The 25,518-nt window shown below is 62.1% G+C and carries 16 protein-coding genes and 1 pseudogene; 6 read left to right on the top strand and 11 right to left on the bottom strand.

Annotated elements, in window-relative coordinates; translation table 11 throughout:
* Positions 1–29 precede the first annotated feature (29 nt).
* The 8 genes from V4529_04015 to V4529_03980 all read right to left on the bottom strand — a co-directional run bounded on the left by V4529_04015 (position 30) and on the right by V4529_03980 (position 14,327).
* Positions 30–422 carry a hypothetical protein gene (locus V4529_04015; GenBank protein ID MES2357487.1) on the bottom strand — a complete coding sequence of 131 codons (393 nt, stop codon included), beginning with the start codon at positions 420–422 and terminating at the stop codon, positions 30–32.
* 94 nt (positions 423–516) lie between these two features.
* Positions 517–2,772 (bottom strand): protein kinase, encoded by a 2,256-nt coding sequence (locus tag V4529_04010; protein MES2357486.1) that lies wholly within the window; start codon positions 2,770–2,772, stop codon positions 517–519.
* Positions 2,773–5,448: a protein kinase gene (locus tag V4529_04005; GenBank protein MES2357485.1), complete on the bottom strand. Its 2,676-nt coding sequence runs from the start codon at positions 5,446–5,448 to the stop codon at positions 2,773–2,775.
* Positions 5,449–7,728, bottom strand: coding sequence for a protein kinase (locus V4529_04000; protein MES2357484.1), 2,280 nt, complete (start codon positions 7,726–7,728; stop codon positions 5,449–5,451).
* A gap of 22 nt (positions 7,729–7,750) precedes the next feature.
* Positions 7,751–10,201, bottom strand: a complete 2,451-nt coding sequence (locus tag V4529_03995; protein ID MES2357483.1) for a protein kinase — start codon at positions 10,199–10,201, stop codon at positions 7,751–7,753.
* Positions 10,198–12,603 (bottom strand): protein kinase, encoded by a 2,406-nt coding sequence (locus tag V4529_03990; GenBank protein ID MES2357482.1) that lies wholly within the window; start codon positions 12,601–12,603, stop codon positions 10,198–10,200. The genes V4529_03995 and V4529_03990 overlap by 4 nt, the downstream gene beginning before the upstream one ends.
* A gap of 339 nt (positions 12,604–12,942) precedes the next feature.
* On the bottom strand, positions 12,943–13,722 hold the full coding sequence (xth, locus tag V4529_03985) for an exodeoxyribonuclease III (GenBank protein ID MES2357481.1): 780 nt from the start codon (positions 13,720–13,722) through the stop codon (positions 12,943–12,945).
* Positions 13,723–13,754: 32 nt separating this feature from the next.
* On the bottom strand, positions 13,755–14,327 hold the full coding sequence (locus tag V4529_03980) for a HutD family protein (protein MES2357480.1): 573 nt from the start codon (positions 14,325–14,327) through the stop codon (positions 13,755–13,757).
* A 177-nt stretch (positions 14,328–14,504) separates the two neighbouring features.
* On the opposite strand from V4529_03980, the gene V4529_03975 reads away from it, so the two are divergent.
* The 4 genes from V4529_03975 (at position 14,505) to V4529_03960 (ending at position 21,911) form a co-directional block, all read left to right on the top strand.
* Positions 14,505–15,113: a sigma-70 family RNA polymerase sigma factor gene (locus V4529_03975; protein MES2357479.1), complete on the top strand. Its 609-nt coding sequence runs from the start codon at positions 14,505–14,507 to the stop codon at positions 15,111–15,113.
* A gap of 61 nt (positions 15,114–15,174) precedes the next feature.
* Positions 15,175–16,329 carry a FecR domain-containing protein gene (locus V4529_03970; GenBank protein MES2357478.1) on the top strand — a complete coding sequence of 385 codons (1,155 nt, stop codon included), beginning with the start codon at positions 15,175–15,177 and terminating at the stop codon, positions 16,327–16,329.
* A gap of 66 nt (positions 16,330–16,395) precedes the next feature.
* Entirely contained in the window at positions 16,396–19,074 is a 2,679-nt protein-coding gene (locus V4529_03965; protein MES2357477.1) for a TonB-dependent receptor plug domain-containing protein, read from the top strand.
* A complete protein-coding gene (locus V4529_03960) occupies positions 19,074–21,911 on the top strand; it encodes a pitrilysin family protein (protein MES2357476.1) in 2,838 nt (945 codons plus the stop codon). The genes V4529_03965 and V4529_03960 overlap by 1 nt, the downstream gene beginning before the upstream one ends.
* Before the next feature lie 76 nt (positions 21,912–21,987).
* Here the strand turns inward: V4529_03960 and V4529_03955 are convergent, their stop codons facing one another.
* Positions 21,988–22,356, bottom strand: a complete 369-nt coding sequence (locus V4529_03955) for a helix-turn-helix domain-containing protein (GenBank protein ID MES2357475.1) — start codon at positions 22,354–22,356, stop codon at positions 21,988–21,990.
* Positions 22,357–22,519: 163 nt separating this feature from the next.
* Here V4529_03955 and V4529_03950 point away from each other — a divergent pair.
* Both V4529_03950 and V4529_03945 read left to right on the top strand, forming a co-directional pair.
* Positions 22,520–22,945, top strand: a pseudogene (locus tag V4529_03950) (SDR family oxidoreductase).
* 71 nt (positions 22,946–23,016) lie between these two features.
* Complete coding sequence (locus V4529_03945; GenBank protein ID MES2357474.1) at positions 23,017–23,616, top strand: NAD(P)-binding domain-containing protein; 600 nt, start codon at positions 23,017–23,019, stop codon at positions 23,614–23,616.
* Between the two features lie 85 nt (positions 23,617–23,701).
* Here V4529_03945 and V4529_03940 read toward each other — a convergent pair whose 3' ends face one another.
* The gene (locus V4529_03940; GenBank protein ID MES2357473.1) at positions 23,702–24,193 is read right to left on the bottom strand and encodes a DinB family protein; all 492 of its coding nucleotides are present in this window, start codon (positions 24,191–24,193) and stop codon (positions 23,702–23,704) included.
* 98 nt (positions 24,194–24,291) lie between these two features.
* Complete coding sequence (locus V4529_03935; protein MES2357472.1) at positions 24,292–25,449, bottom strand: DUF5700 domain-containing putative Zn-dependent protease; 1,158 nt, start codon at positions 25,447–25,449, stop codon at positions 24,292–24,294.
* Between the last annotated feature and the right edge of the window lie 69 nt (positions 25,450–25,518).

Below are 25,518 nucleotides of genomic sequence, written 5' to 3'. Positions count from 1 at the left end.
TGGCGCGAGATCGGTTGGTCGATTTCGAGTTACGGTAACCGTGGCCCACGGTTCGATCGCGCGATGACGCCGCCGAGTGCCGCGAATCCGGTGGCCAGCGCGGTGACGAAGATTGCCGTGAATAACCATTGTACAGGAGTAATTCCGCCCGCCACCTTACCCGGCCCGATGGCCCACGACGTCAACCAGCCGAGTGATGCATCGGCGATTCCTGCCACGAGTCCGGTGATTGCTGCCGTGCGTATGGGCGATTCCGGAATCGCGCGACCGGCGAAGTAACCGATGCCGATGTACAGGATCCACGATCCGAAACTTGCCCAGAAGTAGGGAGTTCCGGTCGTGCGGGACGCGATCGATGCAAGCGCGTCGAATGCGACGATGGCGATGATCGCCGTTATGAAGATGCGGGTGCGAGGTGTCATGTGATCGGATGATGTCGCGTGACAGGCAGTATCCTGTGCACTGGTCTGCGATGGATCAAGGAGCTCGAGCCCCGGACCCGGGTGGATCATTGCTCTAGAACGAGCGCGCGTGAAGCATCGCTGCCCCCTCCGCATCGGCACGGAATGGTGCCCAGGCTGGAGATTTCGCAAACTGCCAGAACACCTCGTGCTCCGCGATCCCACGCGCCACGAGTGCGCGAGCTTCGGCCATGAGTCCGGAAGACGCTGCCACCGCTCCCAGCACTGAGTGCTCAACGAATCCCGCTGTTGTGCGGCCACGCAGCTCCTCGAGAATCTCCAACGCTGCGCGCACTTCTCCGCGGCGGGCGTGGATCGCAGCGACGTCCGCGAGGATGCGCGGATGGCGTCCGGACATAAGAAGCGTCTCTGTCGCCGCAGTGATTGCCTCTTCATCCCGCCCGATCGCGGCAAGGGTCCACACCAGTGCCCACCGCCCGGTGAACGCGAGGGGATCAAGCGCGACGGCATTTTGCGCCGCGCGCACGGCATCTTCGTAATTCCCGATGCATGCGAGCGACATCGATTCGATCGCCGCAGCCCAGGCATTCAACGGATCAGCCCCTCTAGCCGTGCGTATGTGGTGCAGAGCTTTTGCCAGTGACTCCGGCGACGAATTGCTGCGCAGCGCAACGACGAAACCACGCTCGCACAGCGTCTCCACGCGTAGTGGCTCGCGGGCAAAAACGCGATCGGCGAGCGCGAGGCATCGCTCGACGTCCAGATCGTATGAGCTGGCGATGTTGGAGAGTGTCGACAGTGCCTGCGGATCATCGGAGTCCAGAGCGAGGGCGCATGCGATTGCCGCGCGCGCCTGCGGTATCGTTTCGCTGGCTGGCGCCATGCCGTAGATCCAGATGAGCCGGTACGCGTCGGCCAGCAACGCATGCGCTTCTACCAACTCCGGGTCGAGCGCCACGGCGCGCTGAAAGCAAGCGAGAGCATCGAGAGTTGCGGGCCCGCGCTGCCTGAGTAGTACGCGTCCTTTGAGCAGAAGCTCGTACGCTTCCACGTTGCGCAGTCCGGGACGTGCGACCGCGCGATCGGGTGCATCAAGCAGCGACAGTCGCAGCTTCGTCGCTATGGAGTTCGCGATATCGTCCTGCAGTGCGAAGATGTCGATGAGATCGCGGTCGTAGCGCTCCGACCAGACGTGGTAACCGTCGGCCGCGTTGATGAGCTGTGCCGTGATCCGCACATGTGGACCCGCCTTGCGCACACTTCCTTCGAGGACGTGCTGTACGCCCAGCTTCTCCCCGACCATACGGAGGTCCTCGTTCCTTCCCTTGAAGGCAAAGCACGAAGTACGCGCGGCAACACGCAAGCCCTGGAGCTGTGCGAGCAGGTTGATGATCTCTTCCGTGATGCCGTCGGCGAAATATTCGTCGTCGACGCTCGCGCTCATGTTGGCGAACGGAAGAACCGCCACAGACTGTTCGGCGCGCCGCGGAGTTTGCGCCGTCGGCGACGTATCCTGTTCGCGAAGCGCCGCAACAACCAGGGCCCCGCTTGATATACGCGCCGTCGGATCTCTCTCCAACAGGCGCTCTATCGTATGACTAACGCCAGGCGGCACAGTCGGTCTCGTCGAGCTCGCTGATGGCGGGGAGTAATGAAAACGCTTTGCGATAACAGCCTGAACAGTCGAACCCGTGAACGCCGGCTCGCCTGTCAACATCTCGTACAGCACGCAACCCAACGCGAAGAGATCGCTGCGTCCGTCGATCTCGTCTCCAGCGGCCTGCTCGGGACTCATGTACGCGGGCGTTCCGACCGTGACGCCGACCTGTGTCAACGTCGTCACACCACTCGCCGCTGCAGCAATAATTGCCTTTCCGATCCCGAAGTCAGCAACGAGCGCGTGACCCTCGTGCAGGAGGATATTCTCCGGCTTGATATCGCGGTGCACCACGTCGTGCCGATGTGCGTAATCGAGCGCGTCTGCCACTTCCTGCACCAGGCGTACGGTGGCATCAACCGGGAGCTGGCCTTCGTCCCGCATGCGGTCGCGCAGCGTCTGTCCCTGCATCACCGGCATGACGAAATAGAGAAAACCGTCTGCATCACCGGAATCGTACAGTGGGAGGATATGTGGGTGGTTGAGTCGTGCGGCCAACCGGATCTCGCGCAGGAAGCGGTCTCGGCCCAACGACTCGGTAATGTCAGACCTGAGCACCTTGATCGCGACATCGCGGTCGTGCCTGATGTCGTGCGCGAGATACACGGTCGCCATGCCTCCGGCGCCAAGCTCCCGCTCGATCGTGTAGCGGTCGGCAAGGCTGGCGCTCAAGCGTGAAACTGATTCAGTCATCTATTGTTTCCTCGCTGTCGTCAACTGTCGCAGTTCCGTCTGCCAGTCGGGAATCACCACCAGGTTGAGACCAGCCGTTTCGGTCTGGATCATCAGAAAGCGCGTTCCATCATGCGAGATGTCGTAGTCCGTTTCGTAGCGTCCATCGAAGAGCGGCTTGCGTGACACCACTCGCAGCGCCGGATCCCGCGCCAGCGTTGCGGATGTCAGTCTGCCGCCTTCCCAGTAGTACAGGGTCTTTCCATCGGGAGCCCAGACTGGACGACGGCCGCCGCCGGTGGAAATCTGGATTCTGCTGCCCACGTCGGGAAATGACCGCACATAAACTTCGGCGCGGCCGGATTCGTCGGAGTTGTACGCGATGGAATGTCCATCCGGGGAAAACCTGCCAAATACCTCCGTTGCGATCGGCGACGCAGATACATCGCGCTCTGCGTGTCCCGCGTCCAGTGAAAACGTCTCGAGATTGAAAGTACCATCGTAAATCGCGTTGAATACCGTGGTGTGTCCGTCCGGCGAGAGATCGACGAACCATGGATTGTGACGCGGCACGCCCGCCATCACTGCGGGTCCACTGCCATCTGCGGGCTGCCACCATAATGCAGCCTGTCCCGAGTGGTTGGAGCCGAACAGAATTCTCCGATTGTCGGACGACCAGCTCGGGTTGCGGCTTCGGCCAGCAGTGGTCAACGGTGTGAGGGTTCCGGCCGCAAAATCCAGGATCCAGACGTTGTTGCCGGTTCCGGTGCCGATGCCAAGTGCGGCACGTTGTCCGTCCGGCGATAACCGCACGAACTGAAACTCGCGCGGCTCGTTGAATGCATCGTGAGTCGCACCGTTGCGATCCACCCACACGAGGCGCCTGTTCAGCGTTCCGGTCGCGTACACGAGTCCACCAGCCTGTGTCATGTATGCCGCTGCGTATCCGGTTTCGGCTCCGATCATCCGAACTGAATCGAGCAGCTGCACAGGCGTGCCAGAAACCTTTCGTCGTGTGACGTCGAACGGTACCGCCATGACAGTACCGTCGGCGCGCACGTACACCAATTGTCCATTCACCACTCCGAGCGCCCTCGCCGCGAGAATGCCGAGCGGCGTCACCTTGCTTCCGTCATCGAGCGACGTCACCGCGAGCTCCGCGCGATCGACGGTTCCGTACCAGATCGTGAACACGACGGTTCTGCCATCGGCTAGCACGCGCGGGTACTCGTGGCTATGCTCCTTGCGTTTTGGGTCGATGTGCGTGAGCGGTGTCAGCGTTCCGCCATTGGCTGGCACATGGTAGAGTCCTCTGAACTCCTCGAATGCGCCGCCGCCGACCACGATGTCTCCACTCGATGACCAATCGACGCCGCCATCATCGGGAACATCGGCGAGCGTGACTTCAGGGCCGCCGTCAAGGGGCACTCGGACAACCTTCCGACGGTTGACGATCACCGCAATCGACTTACCGTCAGGCGAGAAAGCAGGAAGTCCGGCGTTGTTCGTGTTGGGAATCGGGCGCGAAGTGAGTTGATCTAACCTGCGCAGATACAGACTCGTCGCCTGACCCATGAATGGGCTCTCCCCCTGATCCGATGGCGCCTGGGCGGCATAGACGATGGTGTGACCATCCGGGGAAAGCGCCGGTGATCCGGATTGCGCACCGCCCGGCGGAAGCGGCAACTCGACACGCAGAGGGAACGAATCACTCGTGGTTGCGTGCCGCGAGAGTGCGACGAGTCCAACCGCCAACGCTATTGCAAGCGCACCGAGCGCCAACACCAGCGGGTCGCGCGTACGTGCGCGCCAGTCCGTGACGCTTCGATAACGTCGCCGTGTCGATCCAGCGGTCGTGGTGAACGAGTCGTTCGCGAGCGCCGCTGCGAATTGTGTTGCGGTTGCAAAGCGGTCTGCAGGAAGTTTCTCGAGCGCGGTGAACACGGCATCGTTGACATGTGTCGGCACGCTCCTGCGCTGTGCAGTGAGTGATCGCGGTTCACTCGTGATCACCTGCGCCACGATCGCCTGCGCGGTCGAGCCCGTGAATGGCGGATCACCGGCGAGCATCTCGTATGTCACGGCGCCGAGCGAGTAGATGTCGGAGCGAGGGCCAATCTCGCGCTCGCCCATCGCCTGCTCCGGGCTCATGTACTGCGGCGTGCCGAGTGACAGGCCCGTCTGTGTCATGCGCTTGCCGCCAGCTTGCTCCACCGCCAATGCGATGCCGAAGTCGGCTACGAGCGCGTGACCGTTCTGCAGAAGAATGTTCTCCGGCTTGATGTCACGATGCACGATGCCGCGTCCGTGCGCGTATTCAAGCGCGTCGGCGGCTTCGCTGGCTATCCGAACCGCATCGGCGATCGAGAGCTGCTTGTCGCGATCCAGGCGACTGCGAAGCGTTTCGCCTTCGACGAAAGGCATGACGTAATACAGCAACCCGGCTGCACTTCCACTGTCGAACAATGGAAGGATGTGCGGATGCTGGAGGCTGGCGGTGAGTTCTATCTCCTTCAGGAACCGTTCAGGGCCGAGCAGCGCTGACAGTTCTGCGTGCAGAACCTTTACCGCGACCTTGCGATGATGCTTGAGATCTTCGGCGAGATATACAGTCGCCATGCCGCCCGCACCAAGCTCGCGCTCGATGCGATAGTGATCTGCAAGCGATGTGGCGAGCCGCGCCGGCGGTTCAGTCATTTATGGGACGGATGCGAGGCCGTCGAACGCAGCTTCGGCGCGAACGCCCATCAGTCGTAACAGCTCCGGATATCGCGGATGCGCCCGGAGCGCGTCGGTGCCCGGAAAGCGGAGGAACCAGGGACCGAACGCGTCCCTCTCCGTGACCGAGCGAAACGTGAGCTCCATCGCCTCGTCGATGCGGCCGAGTGCAAGCGCGGAAAGTGCGAGCCAGGTGCACTGCACGTATCCGGATCTCGCGCGCGCGTGAAGCTCGTCGTCCATCGCTTGTGCGCGAGCCAGTTCGCCCTGTGCGGCGTAAACATGGGTAAGGAGCGAGACCGGCCACGGATGCCGGCCGGACATCTGGAGCACCGGCACGGACGAAGCGCGCGCCGCCGCGTAACTCCCGCCCCATGCCTGCGAGAGCATTACCGACAGTTGCGCGGCGAAGGAGGCGGGATTGAGGTCCGCAGCGCGTGTCGCCGAGCGAAAGGCCTCCTCGTGCATGCCCAGGATCGACAGGCCGATACTCGCGTGTGCGGCGCAGATGCTGCTCAACGGGTCGTCTCGCAGCGCGCGCTCGACCTCGGCGAGCCCCCGGGCATCCTCGCCTCGCAGGAGCACCAGTACCCATATCGCGTACAGGCAACGGATCTCCGAAAGCATCGGATTGATAGCCAGTGCCCGCTCGAACAACTCCATCGACCCTGACGCGTCGAGATCCGAAGTGAGCGTGATGAGCGCGAGCACACCGATTGCCTCGCCGAGATTCGGGTCGAGCTCCAACGCACGCGCGATTGCTGCCTTGGCGCGCGGGATTGCGTCGGCAGCACGCACGAAGCCGTACTGCGCGAGCGTGCGGAGTGCTTCGGCGAGTCCCGCGTGCGCCGGCGCGTAGGACGGATCCAGCTCGATCGCACGCTCGAAGCACTCCAGCGCCTGGGCGATCCCCGCACCGCGCTGCATCGTGAGCGCGCGCCCGCGCACGTACAGTTCGTACGCTGCAACCTGATTCGTCGTCGCGCGTTCGGCGTTGGTGTCGGTCCTTACCAGTGTCAACTGCAACTTCGCGGCAATCGCCGCGGCGATCTCGTCCTGCACGACGAATACGTCGGTAAGGTCGCGATCATATCGCTCCGACCAGAGATGATATCCATCCGCGACTGACACCAGCTGCGCGGTGATACGCAGCCGGTTGCCCGACTTGCGCACGCTGCCCTGCAACACTGTGGATACGCGGAGCTGCTCGCCGATCGTTGCCAGCGACGCCTGCTTTCCCTTGAATGAGAAAGCAGACGTGCGCGCCGCGATGTGCAGCCCGTCGATGCGCGTCAGCGCGTTGATGATGTCCTCGGCGATACCGTCGCCGAAGTACTCATTCTCACGGTCGCCGCTCATGTCCTCGAATGGGAGCACTGCGATGGAGTGCTCCGGCAATTCGGGTGATGTGGCGGCGCGCGCTCCGGACGCGACGTCGCGCAGCGCAGCGATGAGTCCGCCGGCGGTATCGTAGCGATCCACCGGCGTGCGCGCGAGCGAACGCTGGACCGCGACAGCTATCGCGCGTGGCACTCCCTCGCGCAACGCGCACACGTCCGCAGGTGTCTGCACAAACCGCTTGGCGATGACGGCCTGTACGCTCGGACCGGTGAACGGTGGCTCGCCGACCAGCATCTCGTACAGCACGCAGCCGAGTGAATAGATGTCGCTGCGTCCGTCCACCGCCTCGCCGACAGCCTGCTCGGGACTCATGTACGCCGGCGTTCCCACATTCATTCCAACCTGGGTGAACGTGGCACCGCTTGCGTCGCTCAACGCCTTGCCGATCCCGAAGTCGGCAACTAGCGCATGTCCGTCGTGCAAAAGAATGTTCTCCGGCTTGATGTCGCGATGCACGACGCCGTTCCTGTGTGCATATTCGAGTGCGCTTGCAACTTCAGTCACGATCCGCATCGCATCATCGAGCGATAGCTGAGGGGTGGAGTCAAGCAGCTCGCGCAACGATCGCCCATCCACGGCAGGCATAACGTAGAAGAGCACGCCGTCGATTTCGCCTGAATCAAACAGTGCGACGATGTTCGGATGATTCAGCTTCGCGGCGAGGCGAATCTCACGCAGAAAGCGGTCGGCGCCGACGGAATGGCCGATCTCTTCGCGCAGCACCTTGATCGCGACGTCGCGGTCGTGCCTGATGTCGTGCGCGAGGTAGACCGTCGCCATCCCGCCCGAGCCGAGCTCGCGCTCGAGGCGATAGCGATCCGACAGCGACGTGGCAAGGCGAGCCGCAGACTCGGTCATTTGCACGGATTCCATCATCGGATCAGCCAGGCCCCGGTGGACAGACGTGTACCTTCATCCGCGCCATGAGCACACCGAAGCGTGGATCGGACTTGAGCGGGTCGAACATCGGGTCGCAGCTCACTCCCCAGGATGCGGGAGCCTGCTCATGTGCGTCGATGCTGCGTGTCAACCATCGAAGTGCCCCTTCGCGATCTCCGATTCCCATTCGCGCCAACGCTGCGGTGTACGCAGAGCCCCCGCTCTTCACCATCGCTTCGACAATTGCGACCTGCTGGCGTGCCTCATCATTACGCTTCAAACGCGTGAGTGCGGCGGCGCGTATAGCGGCTCGCATGGCGACCCCCTGCTGGTCCTGTCCACCAACATCCAGTCGCTGTGCTGTCGCGAGTGCCGCCATCGCCGAGTCGGGATATCCCATGAAAATGAATGCCGGCGCGTAGTTGAGGTACGAGAATCCGAGGAGGGGATCCATTGCACTTGCGCGATGTCCGGTAGCGATAGCCTCGGCGTATAGGTGTTTATCGTATAGTTCATTCGCGACCTCCGCGACGACGATAGCCGCCGTTGGGTCGAGTTGCTGCGCGCGTCGCTGCTCGTTAAGCGCGCCGTCGATGTCACCGCGTGCGTACAGCAGGTCAGCGTGCCAGTGGTGCGCCTCCGGGTTCAAGGGTTCAAGTGCGAGAGCCCGGCGGAAGCTTGTTTCGCTCCCATCCCAATCCCACCGTGCGATGAGCCCGTATCCCTGAGCGACGTATGCGTCGGCGAGTGTGGAGTCGCGTGCAATCGCCCGCGCCGCGTTGCGCAGGCCGGCAGTGATCATCGTATCGCGAGTCTGCTGTCCGTCAGTGGTCGCGCTGACGGCTGACAACTGCGTGTACTCGGGCAGCACCACCTGCACCATCGCAAGTGTCGCCATCGCGCGCGCGAACGTGCTGTCCCGATGGATCGCCTGGGCCAGCAGCGCTGCTGCGTGCAGGAGATTGGCCGTGCCGCGACGGGCGAACAGATAACGTGCCTGCAGGTACAGGTCATACGCCACCTCGTCCGACGTACCGCGATCGAACGAGGTAGCGCGCGCTCGCGCTACGGCAAGGCGATCATGGAGGGCGGCAGCCACGCGATGTGTGAGATCGTCCTGCGCCGCGAAGACATCACCCCCATCATGCTCGAACTCGTCGCTCCACAGCACCGTGCCATCGTGTACGCCGACGAGTTCCGCCGAAAGGCGAATGCGCGGTCCGGAACGGCGTACTGCCCCTTCGAGTACCGTCGCGACGTCGAGACGCTTGCCCGCCGCCATCGCATCGAGGCTGCGTAGCGCGGGTGCGAAGGCTGCGCTGCGTGCGGTGACACGGAGCCCCGGCGTCCGACCGAGCGCGGTCGTCAGCTCATCGGCCAGACCGTCGGCAAAGTACTGCTGCGTGGTATCACCGCTAAGGTTGGCGAAGGGAAGCACCGCGAGCGTGTGCGCGCCAGGTAATTGCGCCGCACCGACAACACGTTCGCGCCAGCGCCACGCGACTCCTCCAATCGCGGCAATCGTGAACAGCACAACAACTGCTGCTACCGCTCGACGCAAGCCGATGATGCCGCCGAATCCACTCTGCGATCGCTGTGTGCTCATCACTTCGACCAGCGCTGCCGCAGAATCGGGGCGCCGGATCGGATCTTTCTCCAGACAACGCATGACCAGTGTGGCCAGCGCGGGCGACACACCCGGCGCCGCGCGGCGCAACGGCGCGGGAAGCTCGGACATGTGCGCTGCGAGCAACTGCTGCGGCGACGTACGGCTCGCGAACGGATGGTGCCCCGACAGCAGCTCGTACGCCACCACGCCCCATGCGTAGATATCGGCGCGGTGGTCCGTCGCAGGATCTCCCGCGGCCTGCTCGGGAGCCATGTACGCCGGCGTGCCGATCGACGTGCCAAGCTGGGTGAGCGCGCTTGCCGGTGCAACGGTTTTGGCCGCGTCGATGGCTTTCGCGATGCCGAAATCCGTAACCACCGCTATACCATCCGAGAGAAGTATATTCTCCGGCTTGATGTCGCGATGAACCACTCCGCGACGATGCGCGTAATCGAGCGCACGTGCGACTTCCGCGAGAAGCTTGACGGACGCGGGACCGTCCAGTCGAGTGCCACCGCCGAGGTGTGCGCGCAGCGACTCGCCGGCGACGAACGGCATCACGTAGTACGGTTGTGCGTCAGTGACTCCCGACGTGATCACCGGCACGATGTGCGGATGCTGCAACTGCGCGGTAACCCGTACCTCGCGCTCGAAGCGCTCGGCTGACAGCTCCTGGGCAAGCTCCGATGTGAGCACCTTGATCACCACATCGCGGCCGAGCGTGTCGTCGTGTGCGCGAAAGACGCGTGACATGCCTCCGCCGCCCAGCTCGCGCTCGATTGCATATGCAGCACCCAACGTGAGCTGCAGGCGGTCGCGAAGATCCGTCGATGGCGACGTCATTGCGCGCTGCGCGTTGTGCCAGGTCGCGCCATGAGGTTCGCCGGATCGAGATTGTAGCGGCGCAATACTGCGGCGATGCGCGAGCTCGGGGACAGATCTCTCGCATACGTGATTCCGAAAGTCGGCCACTCGTCACCGTCGCCCGCCGCGGCGCGATCCATTGCGGCAAACGCACGAGTGGTATCACCCAAACCGTTGTACGCGAGGCTCAGCGCGGTCCAGCGCGTCCATGCATTCTCCGGTGTCGCTTCCAACTGCCGCGTCAACAGCTCGGCGGTGCGCCGGTCACCGTTCCGCGCGAGCACGTATGCAGCCTCGCCAATGCGCGCAGGCTGCGATGACGTCTCGAGTATCCGATGCGCGTACAGACGCGCGGAGTCGGGCAAGCCGGCGCGGTCGTATGCAAGCGCAATCAGGCAAAGTCCCGTGATGCTCTGCGGCTCCAGGCCGAGCCCGCGACGTATCTCCGCGATGCCCTCGGGAATCTGGCCCGTACGCACCTCCGCCCAACCGAGATAGATCGCGGGCAGAAAATACAACGGATCGCGTGCCTCGGCGCTCCGGAATTGTGGAATTGCATCGGTCACGCGACCCTGATTGAACAGCGTGTAGCCGAGTCTGTACCGTGCTTCCGCGTTGTTCGGATCGAGCACAATCGCCCGACGCAGTTCGGATTCCGCGGCTTTCCATTGAAACTGTTCGGCGTCGACATATCCAAGCGCCATGTACCCGTCCGACAGCGCGGAGTCGAGACGTATCGCGCGTTCCGCCGCTTGGCGCGCTCGCGGAAGGACGTCGCCTGCGTGCGTGCTCAGGTAGGACGGCGACACTGTGAGCGCATTGGACAGGCCAGCCCACGCGCGTGCGAACGTGGAATCCTGCGCAGTTGCCTGATCGAGCGTGGAAATCGCGTCTGCTATTCCGGGTCCGCGGCGACGGTAGAGATACATACCTTTCAGATACAGATCGTACGCGGCGGCATCACGCGTTCCGCTTGCGGCGAGCGACGCTGTGCCGGCATTGCCGAGCGTGACCTGTAATTGTCCCGCGATGGCGCGAGCGATCTCGTCCTGCACGGCAAAGATGTCCTTTGCCGCGCGCGTGTAGCTGTCGTGCCACACCACGGCGCCGTCGCTCGCATTCGACAGCTCCGCAGTGACGCGAATCTGGTCACCCTCGCGGCGCACCGTGCCGTCCAGCACGGAAGCAACCTTGAGAGCGGCGCCGGCCTCCTGTGGCGTGCCGTTGCTCCTTGCGAATCGAGCGGCCGAGCTCCGTCCCGCGATTCGCAAGCCCGGGATCTGTGATAGTGTGTTGTTGACTTCGTCGGCGATCCCTTCAGCGAGATATGCGTTCGCCGTATCGCCGCCGGACGTGGTGAACGGCAATACAGCGAGCGACTTGTCAGTCGTCGCTGCAGTGGTGTGACGGAAGTGCTGGATGATGAGCACGGATACGACTGCGACAACGAGCACGGCGGCGATTGGGATCGCTCTGTTCCGTCGTCTCGCGAGAGCGGCTGACGGTGTGACACTCTCACGCGACGTGTTGACCGATTCGACAGATGCAAGCAACTCACTCGCGGATTGCGGCCTGTTCTCAGGATTCTTGTCGAGACAGCGCATCACGAGCGCGGCGAGCGCTTCGGGCACTTCAGGACGCCGTTCGGAGAGTGATGGCGGCTTCTCGGTAACGTGTGCAGTGATCAATGCCTGCATCGTCTTCCGTTCCGCGAATGGATGCGCTCCGGCGAGCAATTCCCACGCAACGACACCCCACGCGTAGATGTCGGCGCGTTGATCGGTACCGGGATCGCCGAGTGCCTGCTCGGGCGCCATGTAGGCCGGTGTTCCGAGCGATACGCCAGCCATCGTGATTCCAGTGGTGGAACTCGCATCCAGCGTTCGCGACGCAACGATCGCTTTCGCAATTCCGAAATCGGTGACGACCGCTGCGCCGCCGGAGAGCAGGATGTTCTCCGGCTTGATGTCGCGGTGCACCACGTGCTCCGCGTGTGCGTACGCAAGGGCGCGTGCTACGTCGCGGAGGATGCTCACTGCTTCCGGTACGCCGAGCGGCGTGCCACTGGCCAACCGCGCGCGGAGCGACTCGCCGCGCACGAACGGCATCGTGTAGTACGGGAGAGTACCTGATGTACCTGCTGCGAGCACCGGAACGATATTCGCCTGCTGGAGACGTGCAGCGAGCTTTACTTCGCGCGCGAACCGCTCCGCGCTCAGTCCTTGGGCATTCTCCGGGGCAATGACTTTCACCACAACGTCGCGACCGAGCGTGAGGTCGCGCGCGACGAACACGCGTGACATGCCGCCGCCACCGAGCTCGCGCTCGACGGCGTAGCACTCGCCAAGTGTGGCCTGAAGTTGTTCGCGGAGATCGGTCAACGTTTGCTCACTTCGGTAATTGTGCCGAGTCCGCATTCGTTGGTGCGGCGTCCGGCTACTGCTGTGCTGCGAGCGTTCGCCGACCCAGGGTCGACGAGTCACAAAAGTACAGGGCAGCGACTTGCAGGCGCGCGAAAGAGCGGGCCTTCACCTTTTCGCAAACATTTGTATCGACCGCGCACTTCCGGGCCCAGGACCGATCGACGTAAACGTACGGGTCTACAGTGTGACTGTCTAATCGGACCTCGGATCTGCTCCTTGCGCACGCACTGGGAACTTCCTCGGAACTTCGATCGACACGATCTTCACTCTCGACGACGACAGCGCCGCGGCCGGATTCTAGTTCTTCGACAGTTCTATCCACGTCGGCGCGTGATCGCTCGGCTTTTCCCATCCGCGCACCTCACGGTCGACACCAGCACCGGTCAGACGTGCGGCTGCTGACGGATTGAGCAACAGATGATCGATGCGCAGTCCCGCGTTTCGGCCCCAGGCATTCCGGAAGTAGTCCCAGAAAGTGTAGATCTTTTCATCCGGATGCAGCGTGCGCAGCGCGTCGGTCCAACCCTGTGCGACGAGCCGATGAAATGCGTCGCGCACCTCAGGGAGAAATAGCGCGTCAGTCTGCCAGCGTGCAGGGTTGTACACGTCGAGATCGGTGGGGATCACGTTGTAATCGCCCGCGAGCACGACGGGCCCATCGTCCGCGGTGAGCAACTCTTTCGCGTGCAGGCTCAGCCGCTCGAACCAGCTGAGCTTGTACTCGAGCTTTGGTCCAGGAGCGGGATTGCCATTCGGCAGATACAGGCATCCGATCACCACTCCATGGACGATCGCTTCGATGTAGCGGCTGTGCATGTCTTCGGGATCGCCCGGCAGGCCGCGTCGCCTTTCCACCGGCTCCGTTCCGCGCGTGAGAATCGCCACACCGTTCCAGCTCTTCTGCCCGTGCCAGATAGCGCCGTATCCCGCGTCTCTGATAGCCGCTATGGGGAATTTCTCTTCGGGTGCTTTCAGTTCCTGGAGACAGGCGACGTCGGGCTCCCTCTCTCCGAGCCAGCGCAGTAGTGAAGGCAGATGGCCGTTCACGCCGTTCACGTTGAAAGTCGCGATTTTCATTTGGATGGGATCACGGGGTCACTCGAGTATCTCTAATGGATCTCTATCAGATATGCCAGCGCCGACGCGTCGCTCGAGATCCTGAGCGTAGCGGGCCCCTCTTCCACGAGAAGAGAGTCGAGCGCCATGAGCGTGGTTGTTTCTGCGTTCATCTCGATCTGCAGCGAACCCTCTGCGCAAATCAGCAGCGCCAACGGTGCCTCCAGTGGGACCTCGACGCTCCCTGCGATGCGCAGTCGTCGCATGGAATGTCTCGAGCGTTCGCGACGGGTCATCACGTTGAGGTCGGTGACAGCGGCGCCCAGCAGAGTCGCACTGACCGCGACATCGCCGGGAAATGAAAGTGGCTCCGAGTTGAACGTCTGATCTATTGGTGAACTGCCGGCAATGGAGAGACGCAGGCCGTCACCGCGCAACACGGCGAGCGTGCGATCGGTTTGCGGAAAGATGGAGAATGGCCCATCGCCCTCGATGCGCGCCATGCTGACGCGCCAGTCGAAGTCTTCAAGCGTGGCGCCTGTCGGACTGATGGCTACTTCTGCGGTTTCGCCTCGACCGTTCCGCCACGGCATGCGACGGTATTCATTGGATTTCAGTATGCGCATCGCACTCAATCATTAACAGTATGAACAATGTGAGATTATGCCGTGGCAACGGGAAAGTTACGTCGACGACGCGCAGGCTGCCGCCAACAGACACCGAGTGCCGAGAGGCCTGGTTCCGTTCGTAACTTTGCGAGTCGACGTTGACGAACGGTTGTACAGTCATTTATCTTCGCGCCGATGCCCGAATCGTTGTCAACCCTGCCACGGATCGCCACTCGCCTGGATGCGTCTTCGGACGAGCGGGAGTGGGTCGCGCGCATCCGCGGGGGCGATGCGGCGGCGTTCAAGGCAATGTACGACAGACATGGCGATGCGATGTTCGCCTTCGCGTATGCATGCCTCAAATCCCGTGATGAAGCGCAGGATGTCGTGCACGACATCTTCCTTAACATCCTGAAGAACTCTGCAACCTTCAGCGTCAGCGGGGGGCTGAGGACTTACCTGCTGCGCGCGGTTTACAATCGTGTCGCGACGCTGCGGCGGCATCTTCGCGTCGAGCTCGTGTCGCACGAGTCGATCGTTCGGGATGCCGGTTCCCCAATCGAATGGGCCTATCGGGGGAATACTGACGACCCGCTGATGCAGCACGAGCTGGGCGAGGCCCTCTCGCGTGCCGTCCTTACCCTGCCACCGCGAGCGCAACAGGCGTACCGCCTGGTTCGCGAGCAGGAATTGCCGTACGTGGAAGCGGCCGAGGTAATGGGAATCTCGACACACACGGTGGAGATCCATCTGATCCGTGCGCTCAAGGCGCTGCGTGAGCAACTGGCCTCGTGGCGAAAGTAGCGGGAAAATAATTACAAAGCTGCCTTAGAGGTTTTGCGGGGCTGACGCGTCTGGCTGTCTGATGACGCCAATTCGACGCCTGATTTCCGATCCGCGACCTGATGCGCTGCTCCGGTATGTATCCGGGACAAGTCCGCTCGCCGAAGCCGAGTCGATTCGTATCTGGGCCGCCGGAGACCCGGATCGCGCCGCGTCGATAGAAGAATTGCGAGCCGCGTGGAATCAGAACGCCACACCGCCACAATGGGACAAGGGTGAAGTGTGGGACCGTCTTGCGCGTCACATTCCCGGCGCGGAGATCACGGCACAGAAAACCACCGATCCAGCAGTGGTGCTTCGGCGGAAACCACTGACGGGTTATCCGGCGCGTTCACGCTGGTCATCGTCGTACCTCGCGATTGCCGCAGCAGTATTGGTTATGGCAGGCGGTGGCGTCTACGTCAGGATGCATGAGCCTGCGCAGAGTGTAATGCCGGCGAGCGCACCGATGCGCGAGATTGCGACGACACGTGGACAGCAGGCCACGCTCGATCTCGCAGATGGAACCCGGGTAACGCTTGCGGCTGATAGCAAGCTCCGCATTCCATCGAGCTTCGACAGGGCTGGCAGCGATGGAGTACGCCGGCGCGACGTAGAGCTGACGGGCCGCGCTTTTTTTGACGTGGTGCACGACACCACACGGCCGTTCGTCGTCCATACGACCACGGCCGTCACGAAGGACGTCGGCACTTCGTTCGTGATTAGCGCATATCCCGAGGCGCACACGACCGAAGTAGTGGTCGTCAGCGGTTCTGTCGGTCTCTGGGACCGCCCCGGAGTGAGCGCGCCCGACTCCAGCAGGCGCCGCCGTCCCCTCATGGTTCTGACGCGCGGCGATCTGGCGACGCTGGATACCAACGGCACTGCGATACGAGCCCGCAACGTGTCGCTCGCAACTTATACCTCATGGATGCACGGCGAACTCGTGTTCGATCACGTGCCGGTGCGGATTGCTATCCATGAACTCGAGCGCTGGTACGACATCGACGTCCGTGTCGCGGATCCGGCATTGCGCGCCCGACGAATCACCGCGACGATTCGCGGCGAGACCGCCGAGGCGGCGATGCAGCATCTGGCACTCACGCTCGGCGCCCACGTTCGTCAGGACGGACGCGTCGTCACGTTCTATCCGCGTGATGGCACTTCGCGCAGCAATGGGCCCAGTAATGCGCGCTGACCGGGCGATGGATCGGTCTTTGGCCTCTGTTTCTTCCTGGATGTATCTCATTCACCGGAGTAGAGCATGAATTGCAGGAATGTCTGGATGCCGCTCGCTATCGCCATATCGCTCACGGCGGCTTCAGCGTTGGGTGGACAGGGAACTGATGGGACGACAACAGGTCCTCATTTCTTCTACGCGGCGAGTGCGAATAGTGCGCCAGTTGCGCTGGATGTAAGCAGAGCGGCAATCCTGCACAAGCGACTGGCATTGAACCTGGATAACGCGACGTTGAAGGATGCGATCGGAACGATCGCGAGCGAGGCCGGAATTGCAGTGTGGTACAGTGATGACATACTGAAGCATGGTGCAAAGCCCGATACTCGCATCAACCTCAAAGCGAAAGACATCACCCTCGTCGCGGCGCTTACGAGCGTTCTTGTCGAATCGGGGATCGACGTTGTGTTCGGCCGAGATGGGAATGCGACGCTCGTAGCGCAGCCGGTAGTGGTTGCGTTGCCGGACGGCGAGCTGAGTGGCAGAGTCATCGATGCAGCGACGAAAAGGCCGCTGGCGAAAGTGTCTGTCAGCGTTGGTGCAGGCGCAGGCAGGGCGACAACGAACGACGCTGGCGAGTACAGGCTCACCGGTCTGGACGAGGGCAAGACTCTGACGCTGCACTTCCGCCGGCTGGGTTATCAACCGACGACGGCGAATATCACCGTTGGCGCAAGCGGAACCGACACATCCGTGCCGGACGTCGCGATGGTCGCAACCGCGAATGGACTCGATCGCGTCGTTGTAACTGGCACCGTGATCCCGACAGAAGTGCGTGCACTTCCGTCTCCGATTACAATCGTTACCGCCAAGCAGCTGCAGGAACAGAACATCACATCGATCGATCAGGTATTCAACTACATGGTGCCCGGCGGTGTCGCGCGCGATGACACGCCCGGAATCGGCGGCTATGCCAACTTCTCGGTGCGCGGCACGACCGACCTCGGCGGAGGAACGTCGACGTTCAAGGTGCTGGTCGATGGCGTGGAGCTGGACGATCCGTCGCGCATCAGAAACATCGACCCGGCCACTGTCGATCACATCGAGATAATAAGCGGCCCGCAAGCGAGCACGATCTACGGATCCGGTGCATCCAGCGGTGTGATGCAGATATTCACCAAGCACGGCACCGACGACTCGGCCAAGCCGGAAGTGACCGGCAAGGTGCAACTCGGCACGATAGCCCACAAGTACAATCCAGACGCGAGCCCTCTGAGAAAGGACGTCGGACTCGGCGTAAGCGGCGGCAACGCAACCGCTGGATACACGGTCGACGGTTCGTGGGAGGGTGAAGGCGACTTCGAGAAATATCGTCACGGCGAGCAGCGGAACTTCCATGGAGGCATGCGTTTCGACCAGGGAATCCTCAGTGGCAATCTGAGCCTTCGCGACACTCGCATGGCATATCACCAGGGCCTCAGCATCCTCGATCCGATTGCCGTTGCACAGCATCGCCCCATCAGTATGGGCGACCCGGGGAACAGATACGAATATCAGATCTCCACGCTCGCCGGAACAATCACCGCAGAGCCGATCGTGGGATGGCGCAACACGCTGACGATGGGGTCCGATGACAACACGTTTGCGACATTCACGCGGAGCGCGACGGTCGGCGATCCGGAAGCAGTGGATCAGTCGAACTCCACGGCGCGCTCGGTGCACTTCACTTCGAGCTACGACGCGGCAATGAGCGACGCGTTGCAATATTCCGTCGTTGCCGGTGGCGACCGGGTCGATTACACGCAAGCGCAGTTGTCGAGCTCGTCGCGTAGTACCAGTCACATCAACGGCATATTCGGACAGGCACAGGTCGGGTGGCTCAAGACGCTTTACCTCACCGGTGGTATGCATGGCGATCAGAGCCCGGGTGAAAACGGTACGTACTGGTCGCCCCGTGTCGGGCTGTCATTCGTGCACAGCCTCAATGCGATGACCGTCAAGGCACGCGCTGGATTCGGATCGACGGTTGTGTTGGCCGATCCTCGCAATCGGCTCGGTTTCATAACCGCCTCCGAAGTGAGGGTCCCCAACCTGGGCCTTTTGCCGACGCTGCAGCGGGGCCTCGACATGGGCGGCGAGCTGTATTTCGGCAACAAGGGATCTGTCGGCATCACCTACTACAACCAGGCAGCCATCAATCAGGTTGGCGGCATAACGCTTCCGGATACGGGGCCTGCGGGACAGGCCATGACGAAGTCCGTGAACCTCGGACGCATTCGAAATACCGGATGGGAATTCACAGGCACGTTGACGGCGATACAATCGCTGTCGCTCCGTGGTCAGTTTGGATCGGCCCGCAGCGTGGCGGAAGACATTTCACCTCTGTATGTGGGAATCGTGAAGACGGGTGACGTCCTGCCAGGCATCCCAAAGTGGACTGCCGGACTGGTGGGCACCTACACGCCGTTCAGCGGCACCGTGATCAACTTCGCGGCAACACACATGGCTACCTGGCGGGACCTCGATATGTATGCATTCATGAACGCAATATTCTCCGGTCAGTTCCGCGGTGACCAGCGACCGTACTACGTCGACTACCCTGCGTGGACGAAATTCAACGTAGGTCTTACAAAGACCATCACGTCGTCGGTGTCGGGGTTCGTCCAGATGGATAACGCCGCCAACAACTACGCGTACGAGCGGATCAATGTCATTCAGCAGGCCGGACGCACGACGTCCGTCGGCTTACGCTACCGCACACCGTGATGCGACCAACGAGATTTCTGACGGCGCTGTGCGTCACTCTGATCGCCGGCGCTGCGCAGGCGCAGCAGGCGTTCAACATTCCGCACCTTCCAGTCGAGCGGCACACGCTGCCGAACGGCTTGACGGTTCTGCTATCGCGTGATACCGCTGTACGCGTCGTAACAGTCGACGTGTGGTATCACGTCGGATCTCGCAACGAAACACCAGGCCGCACCGGCTTCGCACATCTATTCGAGCATGTGATGTTCCAGGGGACCAAGCATATCCCCAACGGCCAGCACGCCCGGATCGTCGAGGAAGCCGGCGGCGACATGAACGGCAGCACAGCCAGCGATCGCACGAACTACTTCGAGACACTTCCGTCCAATCGACTGGAGACTGCTCTGTGGCTCGAGTCGGACAGGATGGGCTTCCTGCTGGATTCGCTGGATCAGTCGAAGCTCGACGCGCAACGCGGTGTGGTGAAGAACGAACGCCGGCAGCGGGTGGATAATCAGGTGTACGGCTCCGCCTCGGAAGTGATGAGCGCGGCGCTCTTTCCAGCATCCAATCCGTATTCATGGCCGACGATCGGATCCATGCGCGACCTGGATGCAGCGACGCTCGGTGACGTCAAGCAGTTTTTTCGCGCCAATTATTCGCCAGCCAACGCAACGCTTGCGATCGTAGGGAATTTCGATCCCGCGAGGGCACTGTCGCTCGTATCGAAATACTTCGGACCGATACCGGCTGGGCACAAGGTCGTTCAACCCATCGTCGCACCGGTAACGCTGCCGAGCGAAAAGCGGATCGTGCTGGAAGACACCAAAGCCACGCTGCCGCGCCTTATGATCGCGTGGCCGACTGTCTCCAACCACAGCCCGGACAATGCAGCACTGTCAGCGCTGGCCGAGGTGTTGAGGCACGATCGTACCAGTCGTCTCACCAAGTTGCTGGTGTACGACCGACAGCTTGCGACGCAGGTAATGGCGTGGCAGAGCGGCTTTGACGGAGCGGGCGAATTCACCATCACCGTGCAGCCCCGTCCTGGTGCGTCTCTCACGGTGATCGAACATCTCATCGATTCCACACTCACGTCACTCGCGAGCGATGCACCGCCGACCGCGCCGGAGATCGCACGCTACAAGAGTCAGGAGACACTGTCGCTCGTGCTGCAGCTCGAAAGTGCAATGCGGAAGGCCGAGACGCTCCTGCAGGGCCAGGTCTTTGACGGCGACCCGCTCGCGTATGTCAAGGAGACAGAACAATCGCTCGACGTGAAACCCTCTGACGTTACACGCGTATTGCGTAAGTACCTCACCCGCGGGCGCGTGGTACTCAGCATGGTGCCGGCAGGCCAGCTCGGGCTGGCGGCCGACACGACGAAAGCGTACGTCATCGCCACTCCAGCCGGCGGCGCGACGGCCACTGCATCGCCGGCAGCAACTGCGACGGCCGCGAGCAATACACCCGCCGACAGCATACGTGAAACGCCGGAGACGTTCGATCGCACCGTAGCGCCGGCGCCAAACGGCGACGCATCGCTGGCGTTCCCGGCAATTCAGATGCGAACGCTGTCCAATGGAATTCGTGTGGCCGTTCTCGAAGATCATCGGACGCCAGTCGTTCAGGCCGATGCCGTGCTCGACATACCGGGGACGGCAGATCCCGCGGGAAAGACGGGGCTTTCCGGTGTGGTGATGCAGCTACTGGGCGAGGCGACAAAGTCGCGCAGTGCCGCGCAGATCGCGGACGCGAGATCGGTACTCGGCAACTACGTATCGGCCACCAGTTTTCTTGTGACAACCCAGAACGCGGACAGCGCGCTTGCGTTGATGGGAGACGAGCTGCGCAACCCTGCGTTTCCCGAAGCAGCTCTCAAGCGCATCGAAGCAAACGAGATCGCTCAGCTTGCACGTCAGAACGACGACGCGCAATATCTTTCCGATCGGGTTCTCCTGAATGTCCTGTATGGCGCGGGCCACGCGTACGCGCGCAGCACGACAGCGGCCGAGATCAGCTCGATGACGCGTGACGATGTGGAACACTTTTACCAGACATACTACCGCCCGCCCAATATTCAGTTCGTTGTCGCGGGCGACATTACCCCCGACGCGGCGGTGGCCAAGCTGCAGCACTATTTTGGCGATTGGAAAGCCGGTACTCGCGCTCGTGTCACGCCACCACCTCCGCACGGTGCCAGCGCTACCGCGATCTACATCTATGACCGACCCGGTTCGGCGCAGAGTGTCATACTCGTTGGCGCCCCAGGTCCGCGCAGAGATGCGCCGGATCACTACGCCACGGAGCTCATGAACACCGCACTGGGTGGCGCTTTCAATAGTCGTCTGAACCTGGACCTGCGCGAGCGGCGTCACTTCACCTATGGCGCCACATCGGAATTCGAATTTCGGCGTCCGCCCGAATCCGGTGTGTTCCGCGCCGGCGCCGCTGTTGAAGCTCAAAAGACCGATAGCGCTGTTCTGGCGTTCATGCGAGACATCGGCGATGTCGGTGGTGCGAGGCCGATAACCCCGACCGAGCTCGAGTTCGCCAAGTCAGCGTCTGTGAAACGGCTGCCGCTGCAGTTCGAGACTACGCTTGCGCGCGAAGGCGCGGTGAATACGCTTCTGAGCGACGATCTGAATCTTCAGTATTACCAGAGCCTGGTCCCGAATCTCGAGCGGGTAACAAGTGCAGACGCGGCGAGAGCAGGGAAGGCGCACCTCGATGCGAGTCACATGGCCATCGTCGTTGTCGGCGATCGCAAGATCATCGAGCCAGGTCTGCGTGCGCTCAATATCGCGCCGGTCGTGATCGTACCGCCTCTTCCATCCGCGCAGAAGAAAATGCAGTAGCAATCGGTAGGATTCGATCCGCCGCCCTTCCACGAACGCGGCGGGTCGTGCGACTCAGCGATTCTTCAGCATCCCGCTAAGGCAACGTGTCGCGCGCGGCCACGATCCTTGCCGTTACCGCCATGTTCTCGTTTCCCCACGTGCACAGCGGAACGAGCGCGTCGGCCAGGCTGCGACCGAGCGGGGTCAGCGCGTAGTCCACGCGCGGCGGCACCTCCCTGTAGTCGGTCCGCACCAGCACGTGATCGGCCTCCAGATCCTTCAATTGCTGGATCAGCACCTTGTCGCTGACGCCTTGGGTCAAGCGCTTGAGCTCGCCGTAGCGCTTCGGGCCGTCGCGCAGGAAAAACAGGACCAGTGGTTTCCACTTGCCCGAGATGATGTGGAGGGTGGCGTCGAGCCCGCAGGAAAAGCCCGTACCGCAGGTCTGAGAAGGCGTCGTCATTCCTTGATACTTACCAAAAGGTGCATACTTGATCTAAGGTTAGTAACGCTCCATACTGCCGTCAAGTAAGTAGTTGCTCGCTTTCGTAGATCTCCAAGGGAATATGTACGACATGACCAGACTGAATGGAAAGACCGCCGCGATCACAGGTGGCGCTACCGGGATCGACGAAACCTTCGACACCAATGTGAAGGGTACGATCTTCACGGTCCAGAAGGCACTGCCGCTGATGGGCCATGGTGGTTCGATCATCCTGACCGGGTCGAGCGCGGGCACCACCGGTGCCCCGGCATTCAGCGTCTACAGCGCGAGCAAGGCGGCGGTGCGCAACCTCGCGCGGAGCTGGGCGGAGGGCCTGAAGGGTACCGGCATCCGGGTAAACGTGCTGTCGCCCGGGCCGACGGCGACCGAACTCGCGAAGGCCGCGGTGGGCGAGGAGGGCATGAAGGTATTTGCCTCGATGAATCCGCTCCAGCGCATGGCCGATCCGGTGGAGATCGGAGCGGCGGCTGCCTTTCTCGCCTCGTCGGACAGCAGCTTCATGACCGCCAGCGAGCTCGCCGTCGACGGCGGCCTGGCGCAAATCTGACACGCCACGCCCGGGCGGTCGCTCCATTCGAGATGGAGGCCGTAGGGTGTGGTCAACCAAAGGGAAAATTTATGAGCTACGCAATTATTGGCTTCGGCGAAGTCGGCCAGGCTCTGGCCAGAGCATTCGCCCGAAAGGGAATCGAAGTATCCGTTGCAACCACGCACGACCCGGAAAGCTTTGCATCCGCTGCGGCGGCGATCGGACCCACGATCGTTCCCAGGACACTGGCAGAAGCCATCAAGGCAGACATCATCTTTCTGGCTGTCGGCTACGGATCGCACAGGGATGTCGCGAAGGCGCTGCCGAGCTGGAAGGGAAAGATCATCGTCGATGTGACCAATGCCTACGGCGTCCCCGCTGAGGAGTTGGGAGGACAGCCTTCCGGCAGGGTCGTCGCGCAGGCCTTCACTGGGGCAAGACTGGTCAAGGGCTTCAACCATCTGCCCGCTGGCATCCTCGAGCAGGATCCGGCAGTCCATGGTGGCAGGAGAGTCGTGTTCCTCTCGAGCGACGATGACGGCGCAGCGGCGGAGATTGCCGCGCTTGCAGAAAATCTCGGTTTCGCGCCGATCCAACTTGGTGGGCTTTCGGAAGGTGGGCTGCTCGTGCAGGCGCGCGGAAACAGCTGGGGTCAACTGATCTTCAAGGACCTGGTCAAGTTCAACTGACGCCTGCCCACCAAATCCCAAACGCACTGCTTATTCACGTGTCCGAAAAGACTCGACCACGACGCTGTGATCAAGGGTGACTCGATCACGCAGCGGGCCACGCGCCGAGCATCAGGCGCACCGCGATCAGTTGACCGACGTGATAAGCAGTGTGGTCGGTCGCGACGAGGATGGTGCGCAGGTATGTCTGTCCATCACCCCACGGAATCTTCGCGGCGAGATCGAGTGTGGGACGCGCGGCGAGGGTCTTGAGCTCCTCCCGATCGTGTTGCACAGCCGCGATGCTTTCGTCCCACGCCGCGGCAGTTGGTGGTGCGGGATCGGATGGCCAGTAATCGTCGGGCCACTTTGGTGCGGTGTACGATGCGTCCCGCATGAACGCGATCAGATCGGCCTGCGCCAGTCGAATATGTTCAACCAGCTCCCACGCGGAGTGCGGGTAGTGATGAGGCCGGCGGCCGCGGAGCTCGGCGCTCAGACCCGCGACCGCGTCATCGAATGTCGCGTGCGCTTCGCGCCAGTCGACCGACGAAGCAACGATAGCGCGCCATGGGTCGGCTGCGTCCTTCATTGTCATGTGATCCTCCAGTAGTTGTGGCGGAGGTTCCACGCCGTGAATCACTCCGCGCCATTGGCTAGAAACCTACATGAATGCATTGTCTATGCATGTCGCTCCTACTTCCGCGGCGCGCGTGCCATCCGCGAGAGCGTATCGATCAACGGCGCGGGCCAGAGCGGAAGCCTTGCACCCTTGCTCGAGTTCGACTGCTTCGCGGCGTGGTTGTACTGTGACAGAAAACCGACCGGATTGCAGAGTGTGCCGATCAGTGCGGCACGCCCTGCCTCACGCTCGACGGTCGATGCCATGAGCCAGCCGACGGTGTACCACGCGCCCTGCACTCCGAAATAGGAGTTGCCGCGACGTTGAACGGAGTCCGCGGTCGCAATCCGGCCGGCGATCACATCCGTGATGAATCCCGATAAGTCGGCAATGTCTGCTGGTGCATGCGCGACATCGCGATCCCAGCGCGCGCGAATTGAATCCGCGTCGGTTGCATGAGGATGTACGTCAGGACTACCCGCAGCGGCGAGCATTGCGCGGCCTTCGCCGAACGCCGTCAGGTACTCGAGCAGCATCCGCTCCGCGGGTGTCATGTGCGTCGAATCGGCACTCGGTGCGTTGCGACACGCTGCATTCGTGCCGATGTGGTGCAGCTCGTGAGCGAGTGTGTTGTTGAGCTGGACCGCGGTTTCATCGGTCTTCACATAGATGAAGATCGACGGCACCGAGTCCCTTCCGGTGAACACGAAGCTGTTGGTGTGAGGTTTGATCTCGAGATAGAGCCGCGCGCGAATCGGCGTCCCCACTGGCAGATACGCAAGCGCCATGCGTGCAGCCGAAGTCACATCGATGCGCTCGAGCTCAGGTACCACATGCGCTATTGCGGGTAGCCGAGCGGCCACGGAATCCGCGGTAAGGAACTGTGCAAACGACGAATCCGTGAACGCCCTGCCCATCGACGCTTCGCGCTCCTTGAGGTGGTCGTAACCCTGCGATTCAAAGAGCGCAGACCATTGTCGAGCAGTCGGCATTTCACCGGACGCAGCGCTCCGGATGATGCCGAGCGCAGCGTCGACCTCGTCGGTGACGAGCGTCACATCCACACCATGAGGCGTGCGCTCGGTTGCTGGAGCGGCGTTTACGCTGGTACGCGCACAGGCAACAAAAGCGACCAGCGAGACGAGTATCGCCGGCCGTGCGACAGCTTTGGAGATGGATCTGGTGTCTAGCGCCCTGGTGCAGCGCAGAAATATGGACAGCGGTGATTTCACTGTATCGTCAGTAATGGAGGAGCGTCAGCGGAGCGACGTCAACATATTGGATGCTGCGGACCACGAATT

It is taken from the genome of Gemmatimonadota bacterium, assembly GCA_040388625.1.
Classification (GTDB): Bacteria; Gemmatimonadota; Gemmatimonadetes; order Gemmatimonadales; family Gemmatimonadaceae; genus Fen-1247.
Note: the sequence above shows the minus strand (reverse complement) of the source record. Positions and strands in the feature narration are given on the sequence as shown.